At 71.1% G+C, this 18,745-nt stretch carries 16 protein-coding genes and 2 pseudogenes; 11 read left to right on the plus strand and 7 right to left on the minus strand.

Annotated elements, in window-relative coordinates; translation table 11 throughout:
- Positions 1-47 precede the first annotated feature (47 nt).
- On the plus strand, positions 48-2,156 hold the full coding sequence (locus ACLIRP_RS08785) for an ABC1 kinase family protein (RefSeq protein ID WP_412063593.1): 2,109 nt from the start codon (positions 48-50) through the stop codon (positions 2,154-2,156).
- A 6-nt stretch (positions 2,157-2,162) separates the two neighbouring features.
- Here ACLIRP_RS08785 and ACLIRP_RS08790 read toward each other — a convergent pair whose 3' ends face one another.
- The 3 genes and pseudogenes from ACLIRP_RS08790 to ACLIRP_RS08800 all read right to left on the minus strand — a co-directional run.
- Positions 2,163-3,713, minus strand: a complete 1,551-nt coding sequence (locus ACLIRP_RS08790) for a M20/M25/M40 family metallo-hydrolase (RefSeq protein ID WP_412063594.1) — start codon at positions 3,711-3,713, stop codon at positions 2,163-2,165.
- Positions 3,714-4,092: 379 nt separating this feature from the next.
- Positions 4,093-4,986: a tyrosine-type recombinase/integrase gene (locus ACLIRP_RS08795; RefSeq protein ID WP_412063699.1), complete on the minus strand. Its 894-nt coding sequence runs from the start codon at positions 4,984-4,986 to the stop codon at positions 4,093-4,095.
- Positions 4,896-5,111: pseudogene (locus tag ACLIRP_RS08800) on the minus strand (site-specific integrase); the annotation flags it as partial. The pseudogene ACLIRP_RS08800 and the gene ACLIRP_RS08795, both read right to left, overlap by 91 nt.
- A gap of 638 nt (positions 5,112-5,749) precedes the next feature.
- Here ACLIRP_RS08800 and ACLIRP_RS08805 point away from each other — a divergent pair.
- The 3 genes from ACLIRP_RS08805 (at position 5,750) to ACLIRP_RS08815 (ending at position 7,234) form a co-directional block, all read left to right on the plus strand.
- Positions 5,750-6,016, plus strand: a complete 267-nt coding sequence (locus tag ACLIRP_RS08805) for a hypothetical protein (protein ID WP_412063595.1) — start codon at positions 5,750-5,752, stop codon at positions 6,014-6,016.
- Positions 6,017-6,189: 173 nt separating this feature from the next.
- Positions 6,190-6,606 (plus strand): hypothetical protein, encoded by a 417-nt coding sequence (locus ACLIRP_RS08810; RefSeq protein WP_412063596.1) that lies wholly within the window; start codon positions 6,190-6,192, stop codon positions 6,604-6,606.
- A gap of 433 nt (positions 6,607-7,039) precedes the next feature.
- Complete coding sequence (locus ACLIRP_RS08815) at positions 7,040-7,234, plus strand: hypothetical protein (RefSeq protein WP_412063597.1); 195 nt, start codon at positions 7,040-7,042, stop codon at positions 7,232-7,234.
- Positions 7,235-7,242: 8 nt separating this feature from the next.
- Here the strand turns inward: ACLIRP_RS08815 and ACLIRP_RS08820 are convergent, their stop codons facing one another.
- Positions 7,243-8,094, minus strand: coding sequence for an alpha/beta fold hydrolase (locus tag ACLIRP_RS08820; RefSeq protein ID WP_412063700.1), 852 nt, complete (start codon positions 8,092-8,094; stop codon positions 7,243-7,245).
- A gap of 548 nt (positions 8,095-8,642) precedes the next feature.
- Here ACLIRP_RS08820 and ACLIRP_RS08825 point away from each other — a divergent pair.
- The 6 genes and pseudogenes from ACLIRP_RS08825 (at position 8,643) to ACLIRP_RS08850 (ending at position 13,296) form a co-directional block, all read left to right on the plus strand.
- Positions 8,643-9,008 carry a hypothetical protein gene (locus tag ACLIRP_RS08825; RefSeq protein ID WP_412063598.1) on the plus strand — a complete coding sequence of 122 codons (366 nt, stop codon included), beginning with the start codon at positions 8,643-8,645 and terminating at the stop codon, positions 9,006-9,008.
- A 419-nt stretch (positions 9,009-9,427) separates the two neighbouring features.
- A pseudogene (locus tag ACLIRP_RS08830) lies at positions 9,428-9,541 on the plus strand (VCBS repeat-containing protein); the annotation flags it as partial.
- Positions 9,542-9,676: 135 nt separating this feature from the next.
- The gene (locus ACLIRP_RS08835; RefSeq protein ID WP_412063599.1) at positions 9,677-10,336 is read left to right on the plus strand and encodes an FG-GAP repeat domain-containing protein; all 660 of its coding nucleotides are present in this window, start codon (positions 9,677-9,679) and stop codon (positions 10,334-10,336) included.
- Between the two features lie 158 nt (positions 10,337-10,494).
- A complete protein-coding gene (locus ACLIRP_RS08840) occupies positions 10,495-11,037 on the plus strand; it encodes a GNAT family N-acetyltransferase (RefSeq protein ID WP_412063600.1) in 543 nt (180 codons plus the stop codon).
- Positions 11,038-11,315: 278 nt separating this feature from the next.
- On the plus strand, positions 11,316-11,948 hold the full coding sequence (locus ACLIRP_RS08845; RefSeq protein ID WP_412063601.1) for a class I SAM-dependent methyltransferase: 633 nt from the start codon (positions 11,316-11,318) through the stop codon (positions 11,946-11,948).
- 121 nt (positions 11,949-12,069) lie between these two features.
- Positions 12,070-13,296: a TIGR03862 family flavoprotein gene (locus ACLIRP_RS08850; protein ID WP_412063602.1), complete on the plus strand. Its 1,227-nt coding sequence runs from the start codon at positions 12,070-12,072 to the stop codon at positions 13,294-13,296.
- Positions 13,297-13,387: 91 nt separating this feature from the next.
- On the opposite strand, the gene ACLIRP_RS08855 is transcribed toward ACLIRP_RS08850, so the two are convergent.
- Together ACLIRP_RS08855 and ACLIRP_RS08860 are read right to left on the minus strand one after the other, a co-directional pair.
- Positions 13,388-14,050, minus strand: a complete 663-nt coding sequence (locus tag ACLIRP_RS08855) for a hypothetical protein (RefSeq protein ID WP_412063603.1) — start codon at positions 14,048-14,050, stop codon at positions 13,388-13,390.
- An 84-nt stretch (positions 14,051-14,134) separates the two neighbouring features.
- The gene (locus ACLIRP_RS08860) at positions 14,135-15,397 is read right to left on the minus strand and encodes a Glu/Leu/Phe/Val family dehydrogenase (RefSeq protein WP_412063604.1); all 1,263 of its coding nucleotides are present in this window, start codon (positions 15,395-15,397) and stop codon (positions 14,135-14,137) included.
- Between the two features lie 129 nt (positions 15,398-15,526).
- On the opposite strand from ACLIRP_RS08860, the gene ACLIRP_RS08865 reads away from it, so the two are divergent.
- Positions 15,527-16,060: a hypothetical protein gene (locus ACLIRP_RS08865; RefSeq protein WP_412063605.1), complete on the plus strand. Its 534-nt coding sequence runs from the start codon at positions 15,527-15,529 to the stop codon at positions 16,058-16,060.
- Here ACLIRP_RS08865 and ACLIRP_RS08870 read toward each other — a convergent pair.
- On the minus strand, positions 16,057-18,735 hold the full coding sequence (locus ACLIRP_RS08870; protein ID WP_412063606.1) for an alpha-amylase family glycosyl hydrolase: 2,679 nt from the start codon (positions 18,733-18,735) through the stop codon (positions 16,057-16,059). The two genes, ACLIRP_RS08865 and ACLIRP_RS08870, sit on opposite strands and share 4 nt — an antisense overlap.
- Between the last annotated feature and the right edge of the window lie 10 nt (positions 18,736-18,745).

Here is an 18,745-nt window from a genome sequence, read left to right on the forward strand (position 1 = left end):
AGGGGGCGGCAGGGAGCCATCCGGAGAGCGGGTGGTTACACTCGGACATGGCCGCCCCTCCCCTCCCGCCCCCCGACGACGCGCCCTCCGACTCGGGAGGCGCGAAGAGCGAGCCGGTGCCCGTGTCGGAGATCGACGACGGCTTCTCGCCCCCCTCCGACGCCGCCGGGGGCCCCGAGCCCGCCGCGGCGTTCGAGGGCGACGCGCTGGCGGGTGGCGACGGCCTCGCGGCCGACGACGGACTCGACACCGACCCCGAAGTCGGCGACGAGCGCCCCCCCGGGCCGGCGGGCGACAACCCGACGGCGACGACGCACGCCAGCGCCGCGCCCGGCCCGGTCCGGGCGAGCCCCCTTCTCCCCTCCCGGCGGACGCCGCGCGAGGAGACCGAAAAGTCGGTCGCCGCCGACCTCCGCCGGCTGGCGCGGATGCGCCGACATGCCGGCACGACAGACGTGCCGGCGCTGGACCCCGGGACCGAAGCCGCGCGCGCGGCCGGCTACGAGGTGATGGACGTCGGCGAGCCCCCCTCGCTCGTCCGGCGCTACTTCACGACGCTGCGCCACGCCGTCGGGCTGGTCTACGGGACGGCGATCGCCGTGGCGCGCGACCGCGACCAGTTCGTCTGGGTCAAGGGCTTCCCGCTGATCCTGATCAAGCTGGCCGCGTTCTTCGTCACGCCGTTCGTGCGGCGCGACATCCGGGGGCTCCCCATCGAGCAGCAGCTGCGGCGGCGCCTGGAACTGCTGGGGCCGACCTACATCAAGCTCGGTCAGGTGCTGGCGCTGCGCGAGGACCTGTTGCCGCCGTCCATCACCGAGGAGCTCAAAAACCTGCTCGACCGGCTCCCGGTCATGCCGTACCCCGAGTACCTCGACCGCATCGCGAAGGGGCTCGGCCGCCCGATCGACGAGATGTTCGCCTCGATCGACCCCGAGCCGCTCGGGAGCGCGTCGATCGGCCAGATCCACGGGGCCACGACGGTCGAGGGCGACGACGTGATCTTGAAGGTCGTCAAGCCGCACATCTACGTGATCCTGAAGCGGGACGCGCGGCTGCTGGGCTTTTTCGGGTCGTTCCTGCAGATCTTCTTCGCCCGGTACCAGCCCAAGAAGGTGCTCGACGAGTTCGCCGAGTACACGTTGCGCGAGGTCGACCTGCGGCGCGAGGCGGAGAACGCGGAGCAGATGGCGCTCAACTTTGCCGACGTCCCGGACATCCGGTTCCCCAAGATCTACCGCCAGTACTCGTCGCGGCTGGTGCTGACGCAGGAGCGGTTTCGGGGCGTCCGCCCCGACACGGCCGCCAGCCGGGCGCTCCCGCTCGCCGCGCGCGAGCGGCTCGTCGACCTCGGCGCGCTGGCCATCATCCGGATGCTCTACCAGGACGGCTTTTTCCACGCCGACCTCCACCCGGGCAACATGTTCGTGCTCGACACCGAGCCCGACGAGCAGGGCCGGATCCGGCCCAAGGTGGGCTTTATCGACCTCGGGATGGTCGGGTACTTCGACGGCGACCTGCGGCGGACGCTGCTGTACTACTTCTTCTCGCTCGTGACCGGCGACGCCGAGAACGCGGCGCGGTACCTCGCGAGCGTGTCGGAGCCGGGCAAGAACGCCGACCCCCGCGGCTTCCAGCGGGCCGTCGCCGAGCTGTGCCGGCGGTTCTACCGGGCCCAGCAGTACGGCGAGGTCAACGTCGGCCAGCTCATCATGGAGTCGGTCGGGCTGGCGGGCCAGTACCGGATGTACTTCCCCGTCGAGATGGTGCTGATGACGAAGGCGCTGGTCACGTTCGAGGGCGTCGGGCAGACGCTCCTCCCCGGCTTCGACGTGGCCGAGGTGAGCCGCCAGCACGTCAACAAGTTGTTCCTGAGCCAGTTCAACCCGATCGCCCTCCTCAAGGAGAGCTTCCGGGGCGCGCCCGAGCTGGTCGACCTCATCGTCAAGAGCCCGACGCTGCTGGCGGAGGGGATCCGGTTTATCGAGACGCGCGTGCGCCACCCCCAGGACTCGCCGCTGGCGGGCCTGCGGACGGCGCTGCTCTCGGGCGCCAGCCTGGTGGCCGGGACGCTGGCGGCGTCGACGGGCGGGCCGTGGTTTTTGTGGGGGCCCCTCTTCGTGCTCGCGGCCGGGTTCGCGATGAAGCGGCGCTAGCCCGCCTTAGCGCGGCGCGCGGCGGGGCGGGAAGCACGGGCCGAACGTGCGGGGCTCGCCGGTGCGCGGGTCGTCGGGCAGGATCGCCAGCTCGCGCGTCAGCCGCCCGGGGTCCTCGGAGGCGCCGTAGACCAGCATCGCCGCGAGTGTCGCGTTCTGCTTGAGGTCGTCGAAGACGATCTTGTCGTAGGTGTCGAGGTTCGTGTGCCACGTGTACTGCCGGTACTCGTCGTACGGCGACTGCAGGCGGAGCACGGGGGCCTCGGCGCAGACGAACGAGGTGTGGTCGCTGCCCCGGTTGTTCTGCTCGCCCGGCACCTCGACCGTCACCTGGGCCTGGATGTCGGTCGGGACGGCGGCCATCCACTTCGGCAGGTGCGCGGCGGTATCCAAGAACCCCTGGCCCTCGATCCGCTCGAACCGCCACGTCCCGTTGTCCTGATTGAACCCGACCTGGAGCCCGGCGACGACCTCGGGGTGGTCCTCGCGGAACGCGCCCGACCCGATCAGCCCCACCTCCTCGGCGCCCCAGTGGCCGACGAGAATGGTGCGGCGGGGATTCGGGTACGTGGCCTTCAGGATGCGCATGGCCTCGAGCATCACGAGCGTGCCGGTGCCGTTGTCGGTCGCGCCGGTCGCGGCGTGCCACGAGTCGAGGTGGGCGCTCAGAAGCACGTACTCGTCGGGCAGCTCGGTCCCGCGCATCTCGGCGATGACGTTGAACTGGGGGACCTCGCCGAGGTCCTGGGCCTCGGCGTCGACGCGGATGCGGGGGGCGTGGCCCGAGGCCGCGAGGCGCGCCAGCAGGCCGTAGTCCTCGCACGACACGTCGAGCCCGACGGCGCGCTCGTTCGCGGTGCTGAACACCTTGTTGGCGCCCCACCCGCCCGACCACCGCGAGCCGAGCGTCCCGGCGACGCCGGCCGCTTCGAGCCGGGCGGTCCGCTCGCGGAGGCCGCCGACGGCGTCCCAGCGGCGCGACCAGTCGGCGCGCAGGGTGTCGCGCTGGGCGCCGAGCCGCTCGACGGTCTCGGGACGCGCATTCGCCTCCAGCTCCTGCGCCGCCCGGCACGTCGGCTCGGGCGCGTCGAGCAGGACGAAGGCGCCGTCGAGCGTCGCCAGCCAGGCGTCGGCGGTCTCGGCGGTGAGGCCGGCGGGCGGCATCACGACGGGGCCCTCGACCGGGCCGTCGGTCGCGGGGCTCCACGCCAGGATCTCGGCGACGAGCGGCTGCACGCGCGGCGCCGTCATCTCGACGTGCAAGGCGCCGGGCTGCCAGCCGGTCCACGTCCCATACGCCTCGCGTCGGGCCGGGACGCCCCACGCGGCGTACGTCTCCAGGAGCCAGTCCTGGGCGGTCGCCAGCCCGGGCGAGCCCGCCAGTCGGGGACCGATCACGTCAATGAGGTGGTGCGCGAGCGGCTCGGTCTGCGACCGCTCCATCCCCTCGGTCCACATCGCGCGGATCACGGGGTCGTCGGTGGGAAAGTGCTGGGCGCTGGCGGGGACGGCCGTGGCGACGAGGACCAGGGCAGCGAGGACGGACAGGCGAGGCATCGCGGATCGGTCGGCAGGTGAGGCCTCAAAGGTACCCGGCGGGGACGGGTGGGGCCGACTCTGCAGGCCGCGACCCGCACGCGCAACACAGCGCTCACGCACAGCAAAGCGGAGTCTCGGCCTCGTCAGAGCCAGGCGGCGCCACGTCCGAACGACGCTCGGCCCTGGAAAATGGCCCCTCGGACGCGTGGGACACGGTCTCGAGCCTGTAAAACAGGAGCTCGGTCCTGTAGAATGACTTCTCGGACCCGTAAGACGGTGTCTCAGACCCGTAAGACGGCCTCTCGATGCCGTATAACGGTGTCTCGGACCTGCAAGACGGGGGAGTGGACCGGTAGGATGGACGCTCCGAGCCGTCCAACGAACGCTCGGCGGCCGGTCAAACAGAGTGCCGGTCCCTCACTCCGGCCGAGGCTCGCGGGCGCGTCGCCAGCCGGTCGAGGGGGCTCCGCACGCCGAGCCCGTTGAGCCCGGCGACGTGGGTGTAGATCTGGGTCGTCGCCAGCCTGGCGTGGCCGAGCAACTCCTGGACGGTCCGGATGTCGGCGCCGTCTTCGAGCAGGTGGGTCGCGAACGAGTGGCGGAGCGTGTGGCACGTGGCCCGCTTGTCAATCCCTGCTCGACGTGCCGCTCGCTGGACCGCCTTCTGAACCGTCGATGGGGAGAGGTGGTGGCGGTGCGTCGCGCCCGTCCGGGGGTGACGGCTGAGCCGTGGGCTCGGGAACACGAACTGCCAGCCCACTGCGGTCGCGGCCCCGGGATGCTTGCGGCCGTAGGCGCCCGGCAACGCCGCTCGCCCCTCCCCCGCTGCGAGATCCGTGCGGTGGAGCGCCCGAACGCGGCCGACCTGCGCTCGGAGCGACTCGACGGTCGCCTCGGGCATGACCGCCGGGCGGTCCCGGTCGCCCTTGCCCCGCCGAATGGTGAGCTGACGGGTCTCGAAATCGAGGTCCTTGACCCGCAGCCGGAGGGCCCCCGCAGCCGGAGCCCGGCGCCGTAGAGCAGGCGGCCGATAAGCGCGGGCACCCCGTCCATCTCGGCGAGGAGCCCTGCGACCTCCCGCCGCGACAGCACGGACGGCAGGCGGGCCGGCTTGCGGACCCGGACGAGGCCGGCGAGGTCTCCGAGCGGGAGCCCGAGCACGGCGTCGTAGAAGAAGAGCAGTGCCGAGAGCGCCTGAGTCTGTGTGCTCGCGGCCACCTCGCGGTCGTTGGCGAGGTGATTCAGAAACGCGGTCACGTCGGGCTCGGCGAGGTCGCGAGGGTGGCGCCAACGGCCCCCTGAACGGGCGGAGTACCGGAGGTATCGCTCGACCCAACGGACGTAGGTGAGCTCCGTGCGGTAGCTCATGTGGCGAAGGCGGAGGGCGGCGCGGGTGGCATCGAGCAGATCGGACATGGTGGCGCGGGGCGAGTACGCAGTATGTACGGATCCCGCCTCTTATGCCGACTGGCGGCGTCTATATTTACCGGATCCGCCCGTTCTGCCGACTGGCCGTCGGGTGAAGTACTGGTTAGCGCGCACTCCCGCCGCTCCACCCTATCTTGGGGTTTGTGTTCTTTGACTGGCCGCAGTCTTCGCCTAATAGGCCTCTCAGCAGGTGGTTCGATTCCCCTGGTGCCTGTCGCCATCGTGGCCCTCTTTCTCGTAACACTAGTAAAGGTGGCGAGCCTTGTCGCAAAGGCAGAAATCGCGCTATTAGCTCCTTGTCACGAACCAAAAGAGGTAAACACTATGGAAAAGACAAACACGAAATCAATAACACGACTCGCGTTGCTCTCACACTCAATCCTGGAATCAATCTGGGCTATGATGGCGAGCGGTTCGGCTGGTGTCCTGTTAGGCGAAGATCGTCGCTGGTCCATATCCCCTACGTCTTTCGCCGGTGCGCGCTAACCCACCGCTGCAGGCCGACAGCACGCGCGGGCGTCATTGCTTCGTCCCAACGCTGCTGTTTTCGTTGCCTCGTCCCACCGGCCAGTCGTCAGCGTGCTGCGGCTGAGCGGTCACCTGTTCTGCCGCGCTCGTGCCATCCGATGACCGACGACGACTGGCGGCTTACTGGACAAGAGGCGTATCTCACCGGCGTCGCGCTCTGCTGGCGGGAGTACCGGCGCTACAGCGAGACGTGGGATCACGACCACTGCGAGTTCTGCTGGTCCAAGTTTGCAGAGCCCTCCGTCAACCCCGAGGCGCTCCATGCCGGGTACGCGACGCTCGATGAGTATCGGTGGGTTTGCAATCAGTGCTTTGGAGACTTCCGCCAGCGCTTCGGGTGGACCATCGCAGAGTGCGGTACCTGAAGGCGCCTTGTGTGTCCGCGCCGCAGAACCAGCCGCAGCAGGCGGACCGAGGGCGCCAGCGTTCTCGCGCTGTCCCGGCATCACCGCTTCCAGCGCTCCGGCCTACCTTCGGCGGTGTCTGCCCTCGGCCGCTGAGCGGCCCCCTGTTCTGCCGCCCTTACAGGCACACCTCGGTGAGGCTACTCACTCTCTTCCCTCTCCTCGCGCTCGCGGCGTGCTCCCCCGAGACATGTCGGGTGGAGTCCGCGTGGTACATCACGGTGGTCGGAGAGGACCGCGACGTCTCCAGTCTGCGCCAGTTGGCAGGGCCGTACGCGGGTCGTGCCCCCACCGGTCAACCCGACCCCTGTGTTCTGCCCTTCTGCAACGTAGTCGGCGACTCGCTCTACTACATCCAGAGGGTGACGTCCTTCGAGGACCTCCTCTACGATGACCTCAGTGATCCTGAGGGTGGGGCCGAGTCGTTGCTAGAATGCGACGTCGTCGTGACCCGGGACTGCGTCTACGACGTGGGTCGGCTCCCGAACCGTCTCGAAGCAGTCGACACATGCGGCCCCGACTACAACGCCTCGGAGTACGTCAGCGGATGAGCCTGCCTTGCCGACTCTCGCACGGGCCGCAGAACCCGCCTCTGCAGGCCGACACGCGGCGTCAGCGCTCTGGGCTCATCCCTGCGCTGGCGTATTCTCTCGCTCGTTCACGCCTCGTGCTGTTCGCCGCGTGCGGCTGAGCGGCCTCCTGTTCTACGGCCCCTGAACGATCCTCAGACCGATGCTCCGTTCTCTCGCTATCGGCTTCGGGGTTCTTGTAGCGCCGGACCAGATCTGGGCGTTCTGGACGACGGAGCGCGCTCTGAGCGGTGGAGAGACCGATCCGATAGGGACAGGAGATCAGGAAGGACTTCCTTCTTGACTAGGACAGCGACCCGGTCTCACGTCCACGAATCGCCCTTCCCGGAGGCCACGAGCGCCCACCCTTCTTGACAAGAGCACCGGCGGGCGGTTAGCGCCCAAACCTGTTCCAGTGCTACGCATTCCTCGGGTCGTCTACGGGGCCGGGTTCTCGCTGGTGGTCGACGAGGGGCTGAGCCCGCTGCTCGAGTTCTCGCCCGGGCCGCTCGCGTTCCCGTGGCAGACGCACGCCCGGGGGTTCATCGGGCACCTCGTGTACGGCGGCGTCATAGAGGCGGCCATGCGGGTCCAGGGCCGGGCAGGGTGAGGGGGGCGTCAGGCCGCAGAGTCAGGGCCTGCGGCCGGGCTCTGAACGCCCCGCGCCTCGCTCGTTCCGGTTGCGGCATTTCCGGTAGCGGCCAGAATGAGGCGGACCGCCTCCTCCGGGCGGTCCCACTGGGGGAAGTGCCCGCACCGGTCGAGCCACTCGAGCCGCGCGCCGGGGAACCGCGCCGTCGCCCGCTCGGCCTGCGAGGGGAAGCACACCCGGTCCTGACGGCCCCACACGATGAGGACCGGCCCGCGCTGCTCGTCGGCCGGCATCCCCTCCTGCGTCGGCCCCGTGATGAGCGCGCGGAGGGCCGCGTCGAACGAGGGCGCGGCGACGTAGCCCCGGAGCTCGTGGAGGGCGACCCCCGGGTCCAGCGCCCAAGGGCGGGCTGAGAACTGGAGGAGCAGGGCCGTGCGGCCGGCCGGGCTCGCGAGGACGCGCGGGAGCACGGGGTCGAGCACGCGCAAGAGCCGGACCGAGAGGGCGATCGAGGCCCCGAAGACGAGCCGCTCGGGGCCGTTCCAGAACCCGCCCGGGTCGAGCGCGACGGTCGCGCCGACGGCCCGCCGCCGCGCCAGTTCCAGCACGAGCCGGGCGCCCATCGACGTGCCGACGGCGTCGACGCCCCGGAGGCCGTGCCCGTCCAGGAACCCTTCGAGGGCGTCGGCGAGCGTGGCGATGGAGACCTCGCCGTCGAGCGGCGGCGTCTCGCCGAAGCCGGGGAGGTCCGGGGCGATCACGTCGCGCTCGGCGGCGAGGGCGTCGAGGACCGTCTCCCAGGAGCGCCACGTGCCGCCGAGCCCGTGGACGAGGAGGAGCGGGGGGCCGGTCCCCTTACGGACGTAGTTCATGTTGATGGGGGTGTCGAGCAGGACCTGAGCTAGCAGTTGTGGCAACAAGCTTTTACGCAGAGGCCGTGCGGGCCGTTCCTGGAGGGCGGGCGGCCCCCGAAGATGACGCGGGCGAAGGTGCGCCAGGCGGCCGTACTCCTCGCGGACCCTGAGGAGGGTGCCGGGCCGATCCGTGCAATTTTATACGGTAGCCGACCGCTGCCGACTTCGCACAACACGGAGAGAGCGCCGGCCGACGGCCTCCCGAGTGCCCGTATGGGCTCGAAGCGCCGTTCTGATCCAGGACTCCCATCACTTCTGCGTGGTCGTCGAGCGAACACGAAGCCGGGTCGCAGTCGATAGAAGTTCGCTAGGATCAACCTTTGGAGGGCTCCAGACCTGATGTGGGACGGCTACCGTACCTCATTGCACGAATCTGCCCCCTTCCCTAACTAGAGGAGCACTCCTCGGCTTGCTTCTCATACTCCTCCGTCAAACTGGCGATGCGCGCCGTAGAACCCGCCAATGCAGGCGGACCTGCGGCGGTGCTTAGTGCGAGGCTTTGGGGACGCTTTGTGTCCATTGTGCTCTGGGTTAGGTTCGGTATCCGCAGGCCGCTGATCGGCCCTTCGTTCTACGGCGCTGCGACTGCCTTGCCATCCTTCGATCACGTCGTCCAGTTGCTCCGAGAAGCCGCGACCGACTCAGCGCGACTCGGCCCTGCTCTCGCGGCTGCCGAGGACCTCGCGTTCAACGATGAGGCCGAGCGTCAGCGGCTGCCGGAGTCCGTCCTGAACGCGCTCGATGAGTTAACCGACGGCCTCGACCTCTTCGAACCACGGCCGGACTGGCGGGGCGAGGACGCAGGGCTTTTCGGTCCGGTCGAGGCCCAATCGCGGATCGAATCGTTCTTGTCCCGTATCCGCGAAGGGGCGCCGTAGAACCCGCCGCTGTAGGCCGACACGGGGCGCCAGCGTTCTCGGCTCGTCTGGGCGTCGGCGCTCCAGTAGCTTCGTCCACACATCCCGCCCTCAGCCCCGTGCGGCTAAGCGGCAAACTGTTCTACGGCGCTCCACCTCAGTCTCAACTCACTATCCAGTCGAACGCGATGACCCCGGCAGCCCTTTGCATCCTGTCAGCCGTGTTAATGTTCTCCGGCTGTCAGGCAGGCACTTCTGTTCAAGTTCCAATGGCAAGCGCAGACACCTTGGAATTGGGTGACGCAAGGTTTCTTTCCTATACGGTTTCCGTAGAGTCAGCGGCTGTCGCTGCGGGCGACTTCGACGGCGACGGTCGTGCCGACCTCGTCGGGGCGGGATAGACGCACCTCGCAGTCCTCCGAAGTGATTCCGACGGGAAGCTGACGAGTGCTGGTCGTGTCCCCGGAGGCGAAGACCCCAACGACTTCGCGCTCACCGACCTCAATGGAGATGGGAATACCGACATCGTAGTCGCCAACCACGAGACGGACTACCTCACACTCCTCCTCGGCGACGGGAGCGGCGCGTTTGAGCCTGCCTCGAACTCCCCCCTACGGATTAATGTCCGGCCTCACCCTCATGCCGTTCAAGCGGCAGACTTCAATGCAGATGGGCTGGTGGACCTCGCCGTGGACCACCGCGAAGCCGGGGGTCTGCTCGTACTCCGGGGTTTGGGTGGCGGCCAATTTGACGCGCCCGGTATCGTCGCAGACGCCGGGGGCGATCCCTATTGGGGCATGGCCGTCGGCGACCTCAACGGCGACGGCAGGCCTGACGTGGTGACGCCGAACCCGGACGAGGTGGGCGTCTTGATCAACGTGAGCGAAGAGGGGATCGCGTTCGACCGGGCTACTCCCGTCCCCGTTGTGTCTCCATTTGCCGTCGGTCTCGGCGACCTCAACGACGACGGCCACCTCGATCTCATCGCAGCTCCAGGGGGGGGGCCTCCCGTCGCGCAGCTCTTCTTGGGTGACGGCACTGGCGAGTTTGAGGAGTTCGATGGGTCTCCGTTCCGGGCTGGGTCGGGCGCGAAACGAATCGCCATCGGCGATTTCAACGGAGATGGAGCGGACGACGCGGCCATCGCTAGCTACGAGTCCTCCGACGTACTCATACTTCTCGGCGGGGTCAGTGCGATTCGCATGACCTCTGTGCCTGGAGGCGAGCACCCGTGGGGGATGGCCGTAGCCGATCTGAACCGCGACGGGAAGGACGATCTTGTGATCGCTGACGATGCGGCTCCGCAGGCTATCGTGTATGTGAGCCTCCCTTCACGGCCCGCGCCGTAGAACCCACCGCTACAGGCCGACAGCACGCGCCAGCGTTCTTGCCTCGTCCGAGCGCTAGTGTCTACGTTGCCTCGCACCATCGCCAGGTGTCAGCCTTGGGCGGCTGAGCGGTCCACTGTTCTGCCGCAGCACGCCGGAGCGCTCGACAGCGATCTGTCATGGATGAAGCGACGCCCACGCTCACGTCCCCTCGGCTGGCGCTCCGTCCTGTCGACGGCAGCGATGCGGCCGCCCTTCACCAGCACTGGACCGATCCCGGCGTGCGCCGCTACCTGTGGGATGACGAGGTGATCTCCCGCGAGCAGGTCGAAGACCTCGTGGCCCAAAGCGCCCAGCTCTTCGCAGAACGAGGCTACGGGCTATGGGCGATTTGCCATCGGGACGCGGACGACCTCCTTGGCTGCGGAGGGTACTGGGAGTTCCACGAGCCTCCGCAGCTCGAACTCGTTCTCAGCCTCTCGCCCGCTCACTGGGGACGGGGCGTCGCTACGGAAGCCTGCGACCGCCTCATCCGGTACGCGTTCGACGAGCTGGGCTTCGGCGAGGTGAGGGCGAGCACCGACGCTCCGAACGAGCCCTCCCGCCGCCTGATCGAACGGCTCGGGTTCCGCGACTCGCACCGGGCGGACGTGGGGGGCTTGGACACCCAGTTTTTTACAGTCTCACGCTCCGCCTATGGGTCCGATGACCGCGCTGAGTGACCCGGCTCCACGCGCATGGGCTACCGCCACCCGAGAACTGCCCCCTGATTGCACGTCGTGCGTCATGGTCGGTCTGCCCACATCCACACGGGCTGGATCGACTCGGCTTCGCCTCCCGCTGTCCCTCTGGGCACTGGCGGTATGGGCAAGGTCTCGCGATCTCGTCCTGAGGAACCGGTGCCCCTCGGAGGCCGATCGCTCCCGAACCACCGCCTTCGACCGCGGCCCTGGGGGATCGCCCCCCTGCCTGGCCGCCGTCGAGACCACACCGCCGTCCCATGTGGTATGACCTCTTCTCGCTCGTCTACGACCGGGCCCTCGAAGACCTCTACGCCCCCTTCCGTCCCGCCGCCGTCGAGCCCCTCCGCCTCTCCGACGGCGCCCACGTGCTCGACCTCCCCTGTGGGACGGGGCAGTGCCTCGACCTCCTGGCGGCGGCCGTCGGCCCGACCGGCGCCGTGCTCGGCGTGGACGCGTCGCGCGGGATGCTCCGCCAGGCCCGGCGCCGGATCGAGCGCGCAGGCTGGGACACCGTCGCCCTCCGCCGGGCCCGGGCGGCCGACGTGGACGCGGACCTGCTCGCGGGCGCACTTGGCCAGCCCGATGTGGACGCCCTCCTGTGTGCGCTGGGGCTGACGGCCCTGCCGGCGTGGGAGGCCGCGTTCGAGCGGCTGTTCGCGCGGCTCCGGCCCGGCGGCCGGTTCGTGCTGTTCGACGTCTACGCCCCGGAGCGGACGCGCGAGGCGCGCGCGGTCGAGCTCGTGGCGCGGGCCGACCTCTCCCGCGAGGCGTGGGGCCCGCTGGCGGCTAGGTGCGACGACTTCGAGCGGGAGGTGCTGTCCGACGACGCCAAGACATTCGGGGGCGAGCTGTACGTGGCGTCGGGGACGAAGGGGGCGACCTCCGCCTAAGCCGGCCCCACGCCGCGCGCGCTCGTCGTCCGAGCACCGGCGTATCCTGGCGCCTGCCACCCTGCCAGCTCTCAGCGTCGGAGAGCGGAGCGGCCCCTCCCCTGTCGCGCCTCCCGCTGAGATGTCCCCTGCCGTCCGCCCCTCCCGCGCGGGTGCACTGGGCACGACGGGCTGCCGGGCGCTCGTCGTCGGTGCAGGGCCAGCGGGCCTGATGGCCGCCGAAGTGCTGGCGCAGGCGGGGATGTCGGTCGTCGTCGCGGACCAGATGCCGACGCCGGCGCGCAAATTCCTGATGGCGGGCAAGTCCGGCCTGAACCTCACGAAGGTCGACGATCACTTCGACGCGGGGTACGGCCCGGTGGCGCCGGCGTTTGCGCAGGCCGTGGCCGACTTCGGGCCCGACGCCGTCATCCGGTGGGCCGAGGGGCTGGGCCAGGAGGTGTTCGTCGGGTCCACGGGCCGCGTCTTCCCCGTGGCCATGAAGGCGTCGCCGCTGCTGCGCGCCTGGCTGCGGCGGCTGGACGGCCTGGGCGTGGAGCTGCGGACGCGGTGGCGGTGGACCGGCTGGCGCGACGGGCAGGCCCGTTTCGACACGGCTGAGGGACCGCACGCAATCGATGCCGACGTCACCGTCCTCGCGCTCGGCGGCGCCAGTTGGCGCCGGCTGGGCAGCGACGGCGCGTGGGCGGCCCAGATGCCGGGGGCGGTGGCCCCGTTTCAGGCCGCCAACGTCGGGCTCCGCGTGGAGTGGTCGGCGCACATGGCGCGCTGGCACGGCCAGCCGCTCAAGGGCGTCGCGTGGTCGGCGGGGGCGCGGACCAGCCGGGGCGAGGCGGTGGTCACGGCGGACGGGCTGGAGGGCGGCGGCATCTACAGCGTCAGCCGCGCCGTCCGGGACGGGGCGCCGCTCGTCGTCGACCTCTTTCCCGACCTCTTGCCCGCCGTCGTCGCCGAGCGGCTGGCGCGGCAGGGCCGGAAGGCGAGCCTCGCGACCCGGCTCCGCAAGGCCCTGGGCCTGGGCGGCGCGCGCGCCGCCCTGCTCCACGAGTTCGGCCGCCCGTTCGGCCCGGACCTCGCCGGCACCCTCAAAGCGCTCCCGGTCCACCACGCCGGCGTGATGCCGCTCGACGACGCGATCTCGACGGCCGGCGGGCTCCGGTTCGACGCCCTCGACGGGTTCCGGCTGGCGGGCGACGCCCGGGTCTACGCCGCCGGCGAGATGCTCGACTGGGAGGCCCCGACGGGCGGCTGGCTCCTCACCGGCTGCCTCGCGACCGGTCGTGCGGCGGCGCGGCAGGCGCTCGCTGAGGCCGCGGCGGCGCCCCGGCCCGGCGATGTCGCAGTGTGAGCGCCACACGCGCCGTTGCCCCTGGGCGAGGGCGGGCCCGCGAGACGCCTCGTGATGCGACCCGTCAACGGCCGCGTTCCGCGTCCCACGCTCATCGGGGTCGCCAGGCGGCCGCGGGGTTGCCGGTGCGGTCGATGGGGAGCGGCGGCGACCACCAGCGGTAGCTCGCCTCGACGGGTTCCAGTTCGCCCGTCCATCCCGGCGCGATCCACGACCGGGTAAAGCCCGAGTCGGCGACGGCGATCCGCGAGGTCGAGACGCCGCCGGTGTAGGGCCACGCCTCCCCGCTCAGCGAGAGCTGGCGGAGTTCGAGGGTGTCCGCACGGATCTGCCACGTCCCCCACCGGACGGACGGCGTGCCAGGCGCCCGGCCGCGCCCCGTCGTGTAAAAGGCGACCAGGGCCTGGGCAGCGGCGAGGGCGTCGCGGTCCCAGACGGGCGAGCCCGGTACGGGGCGCTCGACGTGGAAGGAGTCCGAGGGGAACGAGAGGGTCGAGGCGAAAAGGCCGTCGGGCCAGAGCACGACCCCCTGCGCCTGGATGCGGTACCCGTCCACGTAGGCCGCCGTCGAGGGGCGGACGCCGTCGGGGAGCCGGCTCCCGCGCTGGACGCGGGTCGCGACGTAGAGGCCGGGCGGGAGCGCCGCCGACCCATTGGAGGAGGGCTCGTCGGCCGGGTGGAGGTCGCCGCGGACGCCCAGCAGCGGCGGGACGCAGCCGGTGAGGACCAGAGCCAGAGCCAGGAGTCGGCGCATGCGCGGAGGCGGCAGTGGGCCACCAGCCTACTCCACCAACCGACCGCACCGCTGGTCCGTTCGGACCAGCGGTGGGGCCGGGGCCTAGAGCGCGCCGCGGAGCTTCTCGGCGGTCTGGACGCGGCCGATGGCGAGGGCGAAGGCCGCCTCGCGCATGGTCGAGCCCAGCTCGGCCTGCTTGTCGGCCGTGTCGCGGTAGGCCTGGAGGAGGATCCGCTCCAGCCGCGTGTTCACGTCCTCGACGCTCCAGCGGTACTGCTGGAAGTTCTGGCTCCACTCGAAGTAGCTCACGATGACGCCGCCGGCGTTGGCCAGGATGTCCGGGACGACGACCACGCCGCGCTCGGCGAGCTTCTCGTCGGCGATGGGCGTGACGGGCAGGTTGGCGCCCTCGACGACCAGGCGGGCCTGGATCGAGTCGACGTTGTCGGAGTGGATGGCGGCCTCGATGGCGGCCGGGACGAGCACGTCGCAATCGAGCCCCATAAAGTCCTCGGCGGCGACGGCGTCGCCGCCGGCGAAGCCGCGGAGCGTGCGGTCGCCGCCCTCGCGCCCGACGTGGGCCACGGCGGCGTCGAGGTCGATCCCCTCGGCGCGGTGGTACCCGCCCGTGTGGTCGCTGATGCCGACGATGGTCGCGCCGCGCTCGGCCAGCAGCAGGGCGGCGTTCATGCCCACGTTCCCGAAGCCCTGGACGACGACGCGGAGCTGGTCCGGCGTCATCCCGAGGTGGTCCTTGGCGGCCTCGAGCGCGGTCAGCATGACGCCCCGGCCGGTCGCCTGGGCGCGGCCGGGCGAGCCGCCGAGCTCGAGCGGTTTGCCGGTCACGACGGCCGGGTTGTAGCCGTGCTGCCGGCCGTACTGGTCCACGATCCAGGCCATCGTCTGGGCGTTCGTGCCCATGTCCGGCGCCGGGACGTCGCGGTTGGGGCCCAGGATGAGGTGGATGCGGCTGACGTAGCGCCGGGTGACGTGCTCGAGCTCGCGGTCGGTCAGGTCCCGGGGGTTCACGTTGACGCCGCCCTTGCCGCCGCCGAACGGGATGTCGACGAGGGCCGTCTTGTAGGTCATCGTCTCGGCGAGCGCCTTGACCTCCTGCTCGTCGACGAGCGACGAGAACCGGATGCCGCCCTTGAACGGCCCGCGCGCCCCGTTGTGCTGGATCCGGAAGCCCTCGTAGACCACGAACGTCCCGTCCTCGCGGTACAGCGGCACCTCGACCTTCATCTCGCGGAACGGCGTCCGGATCAGGATGCGCCAGTTGGGGCTGAGGTCGATGAGGTCGGCGGCGCGCTCGAAATTGCGGGAGGCGATCTCGTAGGCCGGGACCTTGGGGCGGAGGGACATGGGGTCGGGAGGGAGGAGCCGGGAAGATCGGAAGGGCTTCCGGGATCGGCGAGCCCTTTCCGTCTTTCTTTGTGGAGGGCCTAGGGCGCGTCGCAAGCGGGCGTGATCCGTCGCCTCGCGATCTGGCGCATGAAGGACCCCACCCTCTCCCCGACCATGCGCCTCGCCCTCCTCGCCGCCCTCTTGCTCGCCCTGCCGGCCGCCGCCCAGCCCGCGGCCGGCTTCGACCTCAAGATCGACGCCCGCATCATGTTCGAGACCGTCGTGGACGCCCAGGGCCCCAACGCCGCGCGGGTCGTGGTGGCCGTGCCCGACGGCGCGCCCGCCCCGACCCAGATCGCCTTCGCCCCCGACGCCCGGACGGCTCGCCGCGCCCTGATCGACCTCGCGCCCGCCGGCGACGGCACGTTCGTCGGGACCGGCCGGGCGCCGGCGCCCGAGCGGATCGAGACCGTCGTCGTCTCTGCTGGCACCGGACGGGGCGCGGGCCGCTACCGCCTCGTGGTGCCCGCCGGCTGGGAGGAGGGGGTCGCGGCGCTCCAGTACCGCGTCCAGCCCGCCGACGGCGTCCCCTCGGCCGGCACCGTCGAGGCCACGCTGACGCGCACCGACGACCCGGTCGTGCTCGGGTTCACCATCGGGATGCCGCCGGGCGCCCGCTAGTCGGCGCGGACCCAGATCCGGACGCCCTTCGCCGGCACGGGCGCCGCCGCGGCTTGCGCCGCGAGCACCCCGCGTCCGAACCGGCTCACGTCGACGACCCCGCCGTCCGCGTCGGCGTCGGCGACGAGGCGCCAGTCCACGCCGGGGAGGTCGGGGGCAAACTGCGCGGGCGCGTCGCCCGCGTTGATCAGCACGAGCACGCGGTCGCCGACGAGGTAGCCGAGCGCCTGGGGCCCGCCGCCGGGCACCTCCCGCACCCAACCCGGGGGCACGGGCCCGCCGATCCGGAACACGTCGCCGGCGTCGCTCGCGCGGAGCGCCAGCAGGCCGCGCCACCAGGCCAGCATCGCGGCGCGGTCGACGGGCGCGGTCGCGCCGACCTCGTCCCAGCGAAAGGTGTTGGCCGCGCGAAGGTTGTAGGTGTCGCCCCTCCCCTTCAGGTAGATCGGCGCCAGCGTCATCGCGTCGAGCCGAAGCTCGCCGCCCCAGTCGTCGGCGAGGGGCGCGAGCCCCTTCGACCGCGCGAACTCGGTCCCGCCGTGCAGCACGACCGGGCCGAGCGAGGTCAGCAGCAGCGTCGCCGCGATCCGCATCTCGGCCTCGCGCACGCCGAGCCGCCCGTCCCACCGACACTCTCCGGTCTGGCAGCTCGCAAACCGGTCCGCGAGCGCCCAGTTGTCGTGGATGTCGAGGTAGTTGATCCCGCCCGTCGGCGTGGCCTCCTCGGGGTAGTCGTTGCCGACGCCCCGGAGCGCGGCGTCGCGAGCGCCGGGGTCGCCGCCAGCAAAACCGCGCGAGATGGGCGCGGGCGTCGGGTCGTCGAGCGGCGTGCCCTTGAAGGCGTTGCGGGCGTCGTCCTGGAAAAAGGTGATCGGGCTGTCGGCCTTGTACCAATCCCACGAGGGGTTCGCCTCATAGTCGGGGTCGTTGCTGGCGATCCAGGGCTCGCCGTAGATCAGCACGTCGTCGCCCAGCTCGGCCTGGAGCCAGCGCAACGTCTGCTCGTCGGTCTGGCCGGCGAGGTCGATGCGGAAGCCGTCGATGCCGAAGACGTCGACCAGCTGGCGGAGTTGGTCAAGCAGCCAGCGCTGCACGAACGGTCGGTTCTCGCTTTTGACCTCGTTCCCGAACGCCCCGATGTGACGGCCCTCGTCGTCGAGCCGGTAGTGGTACCACTTGTCGATGCCGTTGAAGGTGAAGAGGCGCTCGTCGCCCTCCATGTTCTCGCCGGTGTGGTTGAAGACGACGTCGACCACGACCGCCAGCCCGCGCGCGTGGAGCGTGTCGACGAGTGCCGCCAGCCGCTCGCGCTCGCGCCCGGGCTCGTCGCCAGCCGACCGGAAGCGGGACTCGATGGCGAAGGCGTGGGTCGTGCGGTAGCCCCACTGGTAGTTCTCCCTGCCGATGCCTTGCTCGCGCATGAAGGCGTCGTCGGCGAAGGCGGCCTGCCACTCGGCGTCGGGGTAGTGGAGAAACTCCTGGACCGGCATGAGGTGGACCGTGTTGACCCCCAGGTTCGCGATGTGGTCGAGGCCGACGGGCTCGCCCCGGGCGTTCCGCAAGTCGGGCATCGCGAACGCCTCCAGCGGTCCGACGCCGTCGGGCACGGGCAGGGCATCCGTAAAGTCCTGGAGGTGGACCTCATAAGCGACCACGTCCTCTAGCGCCGGGCGCGGACGGGCGCGCGTGCCGGTCCGGGCGATCCGGTCGCGCCAGACGCGCGCGCGGCCCCACGAGTCGTCGGAGACGAGCGCGTAGGGGTCGGTGACGCGCGCGCCGGTCTGGTTCGTGAACGCCGAGCCCGGCCCGTCGGGGCCGTAAACAGCGAAGTCGTACCAGACGCCCTCGAGGCCGTCCGGCTCGACGTGCTCCCACACGCCGTCGGCGTCGCGGACGAGGGACCGGTGCCCCGACGCCAGCCCGGTCCGGTCGGCGTAGAGCGCGAGGTGGACCGAGTCGGCACGGGGGGCGAACAGCCGGAACGTGGTCTCGCGGAGCCGGGCCTGGACGCCCATCGGCTTGGGGCTCGTCAGGTCGCGCCACAGCCCGTCGAAGCGCGCGCGAGCGCGCAACGTGCCCGCTGGGGTGTCGACCTCGACCCAGTGAACGTGGGCCGGGTCGAGCGGCCCCGTCGCCAGCAGGGCGGAGTGCGCCTCGTGCGGCGTCAGGCCGGCGACCGCGATCGGCTCGCCGTCCCACCGGGCCACGCGGTAGTCGCTCGCTATGAGCGGCCGGTCCGTGCCGGTCACCTCGACCCAGACGGCCCCCTCCCCTCTCAGCTCGGCGACGAGCCGCGCCGGGACCTCGCCGAAGCGGTACACGAGGTTGCCGCCGGCCACGTTCGGCGCCTCGGCGGGCGGGTCGAGCCAGCGACCATCGGCGCGGAACTTGAAGGGCGTCGCGGGCCCCAGCCCGGCCGCCCCGGGGTCGACGGCCAGCGTCCACAGGCCGTCGCCGGCGGGCGCCAGCGCCCAGGCTGGGTCGGCGTCGTCGGTGCTCCAGCCGCGGAACGGGCCCGTCACGGCCACGGCCTCGGGGGTCACCCCGTAGCGCGCCGAGTCGAACACGAACACGACGCGGTCGCCGTCGCGAGTGTAGCCGCGCCGGCGGTCGGCGTCGGCCGTCTGGGCGAGGGCGGGGGCCGCGAGCAGGGCGAGCGCGAGGAGGCGGAGCATGGCCGTCGGT

This window comes from Rubrivirga halophila (assembly GCF_046845755.1).
Classification (GTDB): Bacteria; Bacteroidota; Rhodothermia; order Rhodothermales; family Rubricoccaceae; genus Rubrivirga.

Coding starts and splice junctions, on each gene's coding strand:
- ACLIRP_RS08805 (WP_412063595.1), top strand. CDS start 5,750: ATGACCGACGACGACTGGCGGCTTACTGGACAAGAGGCGTATCTCACC.
- ACLIRP_RS08865 (WP_412063605.1), top strand. CDS start 15,527: ATGAAGGACCCCACCCTCTCCCCGACCATGCGCCTCGCCCTCCTCGCC.
- ACLIRP_RS08845 (WP_412063601.1), top strand. CDS start 11,316: ATGTGGTATGACCTCTTCTCGCTCGTCTACGACCGGGCCCTCGAAGAC.
- ACLIRP_RS08855 (WP_412063603.1), bottom strand. CDS start 14,050: ATGCGCCGACTCCTGGCTCTGGCTCTGGTCCTCACCGGCTGCGTCCCG.
- ACLIRP_RS08790 (WP_412063594.1), bottom strand. CDS start 3,713: ATGCCTCGCCTGTCCGTCCTCGCTGCCCTGGTCCTCGTCGCCACGGCC.
- ACLIRP_RS08840 (WP_412063600.1), top strand. CDS start 10,495: ATGGATGAAGCGACGCCCACGCTCACGTCCCCTCGGCTGGCGCTCCGT.
- ACLIRP_RS08870 (WP_412063606.1), bottom strand. CDS start 18,735: ATGCTCCGCCTCCTCGCGCTCGCCCTGCTCGCGGCCCCCGCCCTCGCC.
- ACLIRP_RS08850 (WP_412063602.1), top strand. CDS start 12,070: ATGTCCCCTGCCGTCCGCCCCTCCCGCGCGGGTGCACTGGGCACGACG.
- ACLIRP_RS08785 (WP_412063593.1), top strand. CDS start 48: ATGGCCGCCCCTCCCCTCCCGCCCCCCGACGACGCGCCCTCCGACTCG.
- ACLIRP_RS08860 (WP_412063604.1), bottom strand. CDS start 15,397: ATGTCCCTCCGCCCCAAGGTCCCGGCCTACGAGATCGCCTCCCGCAAT.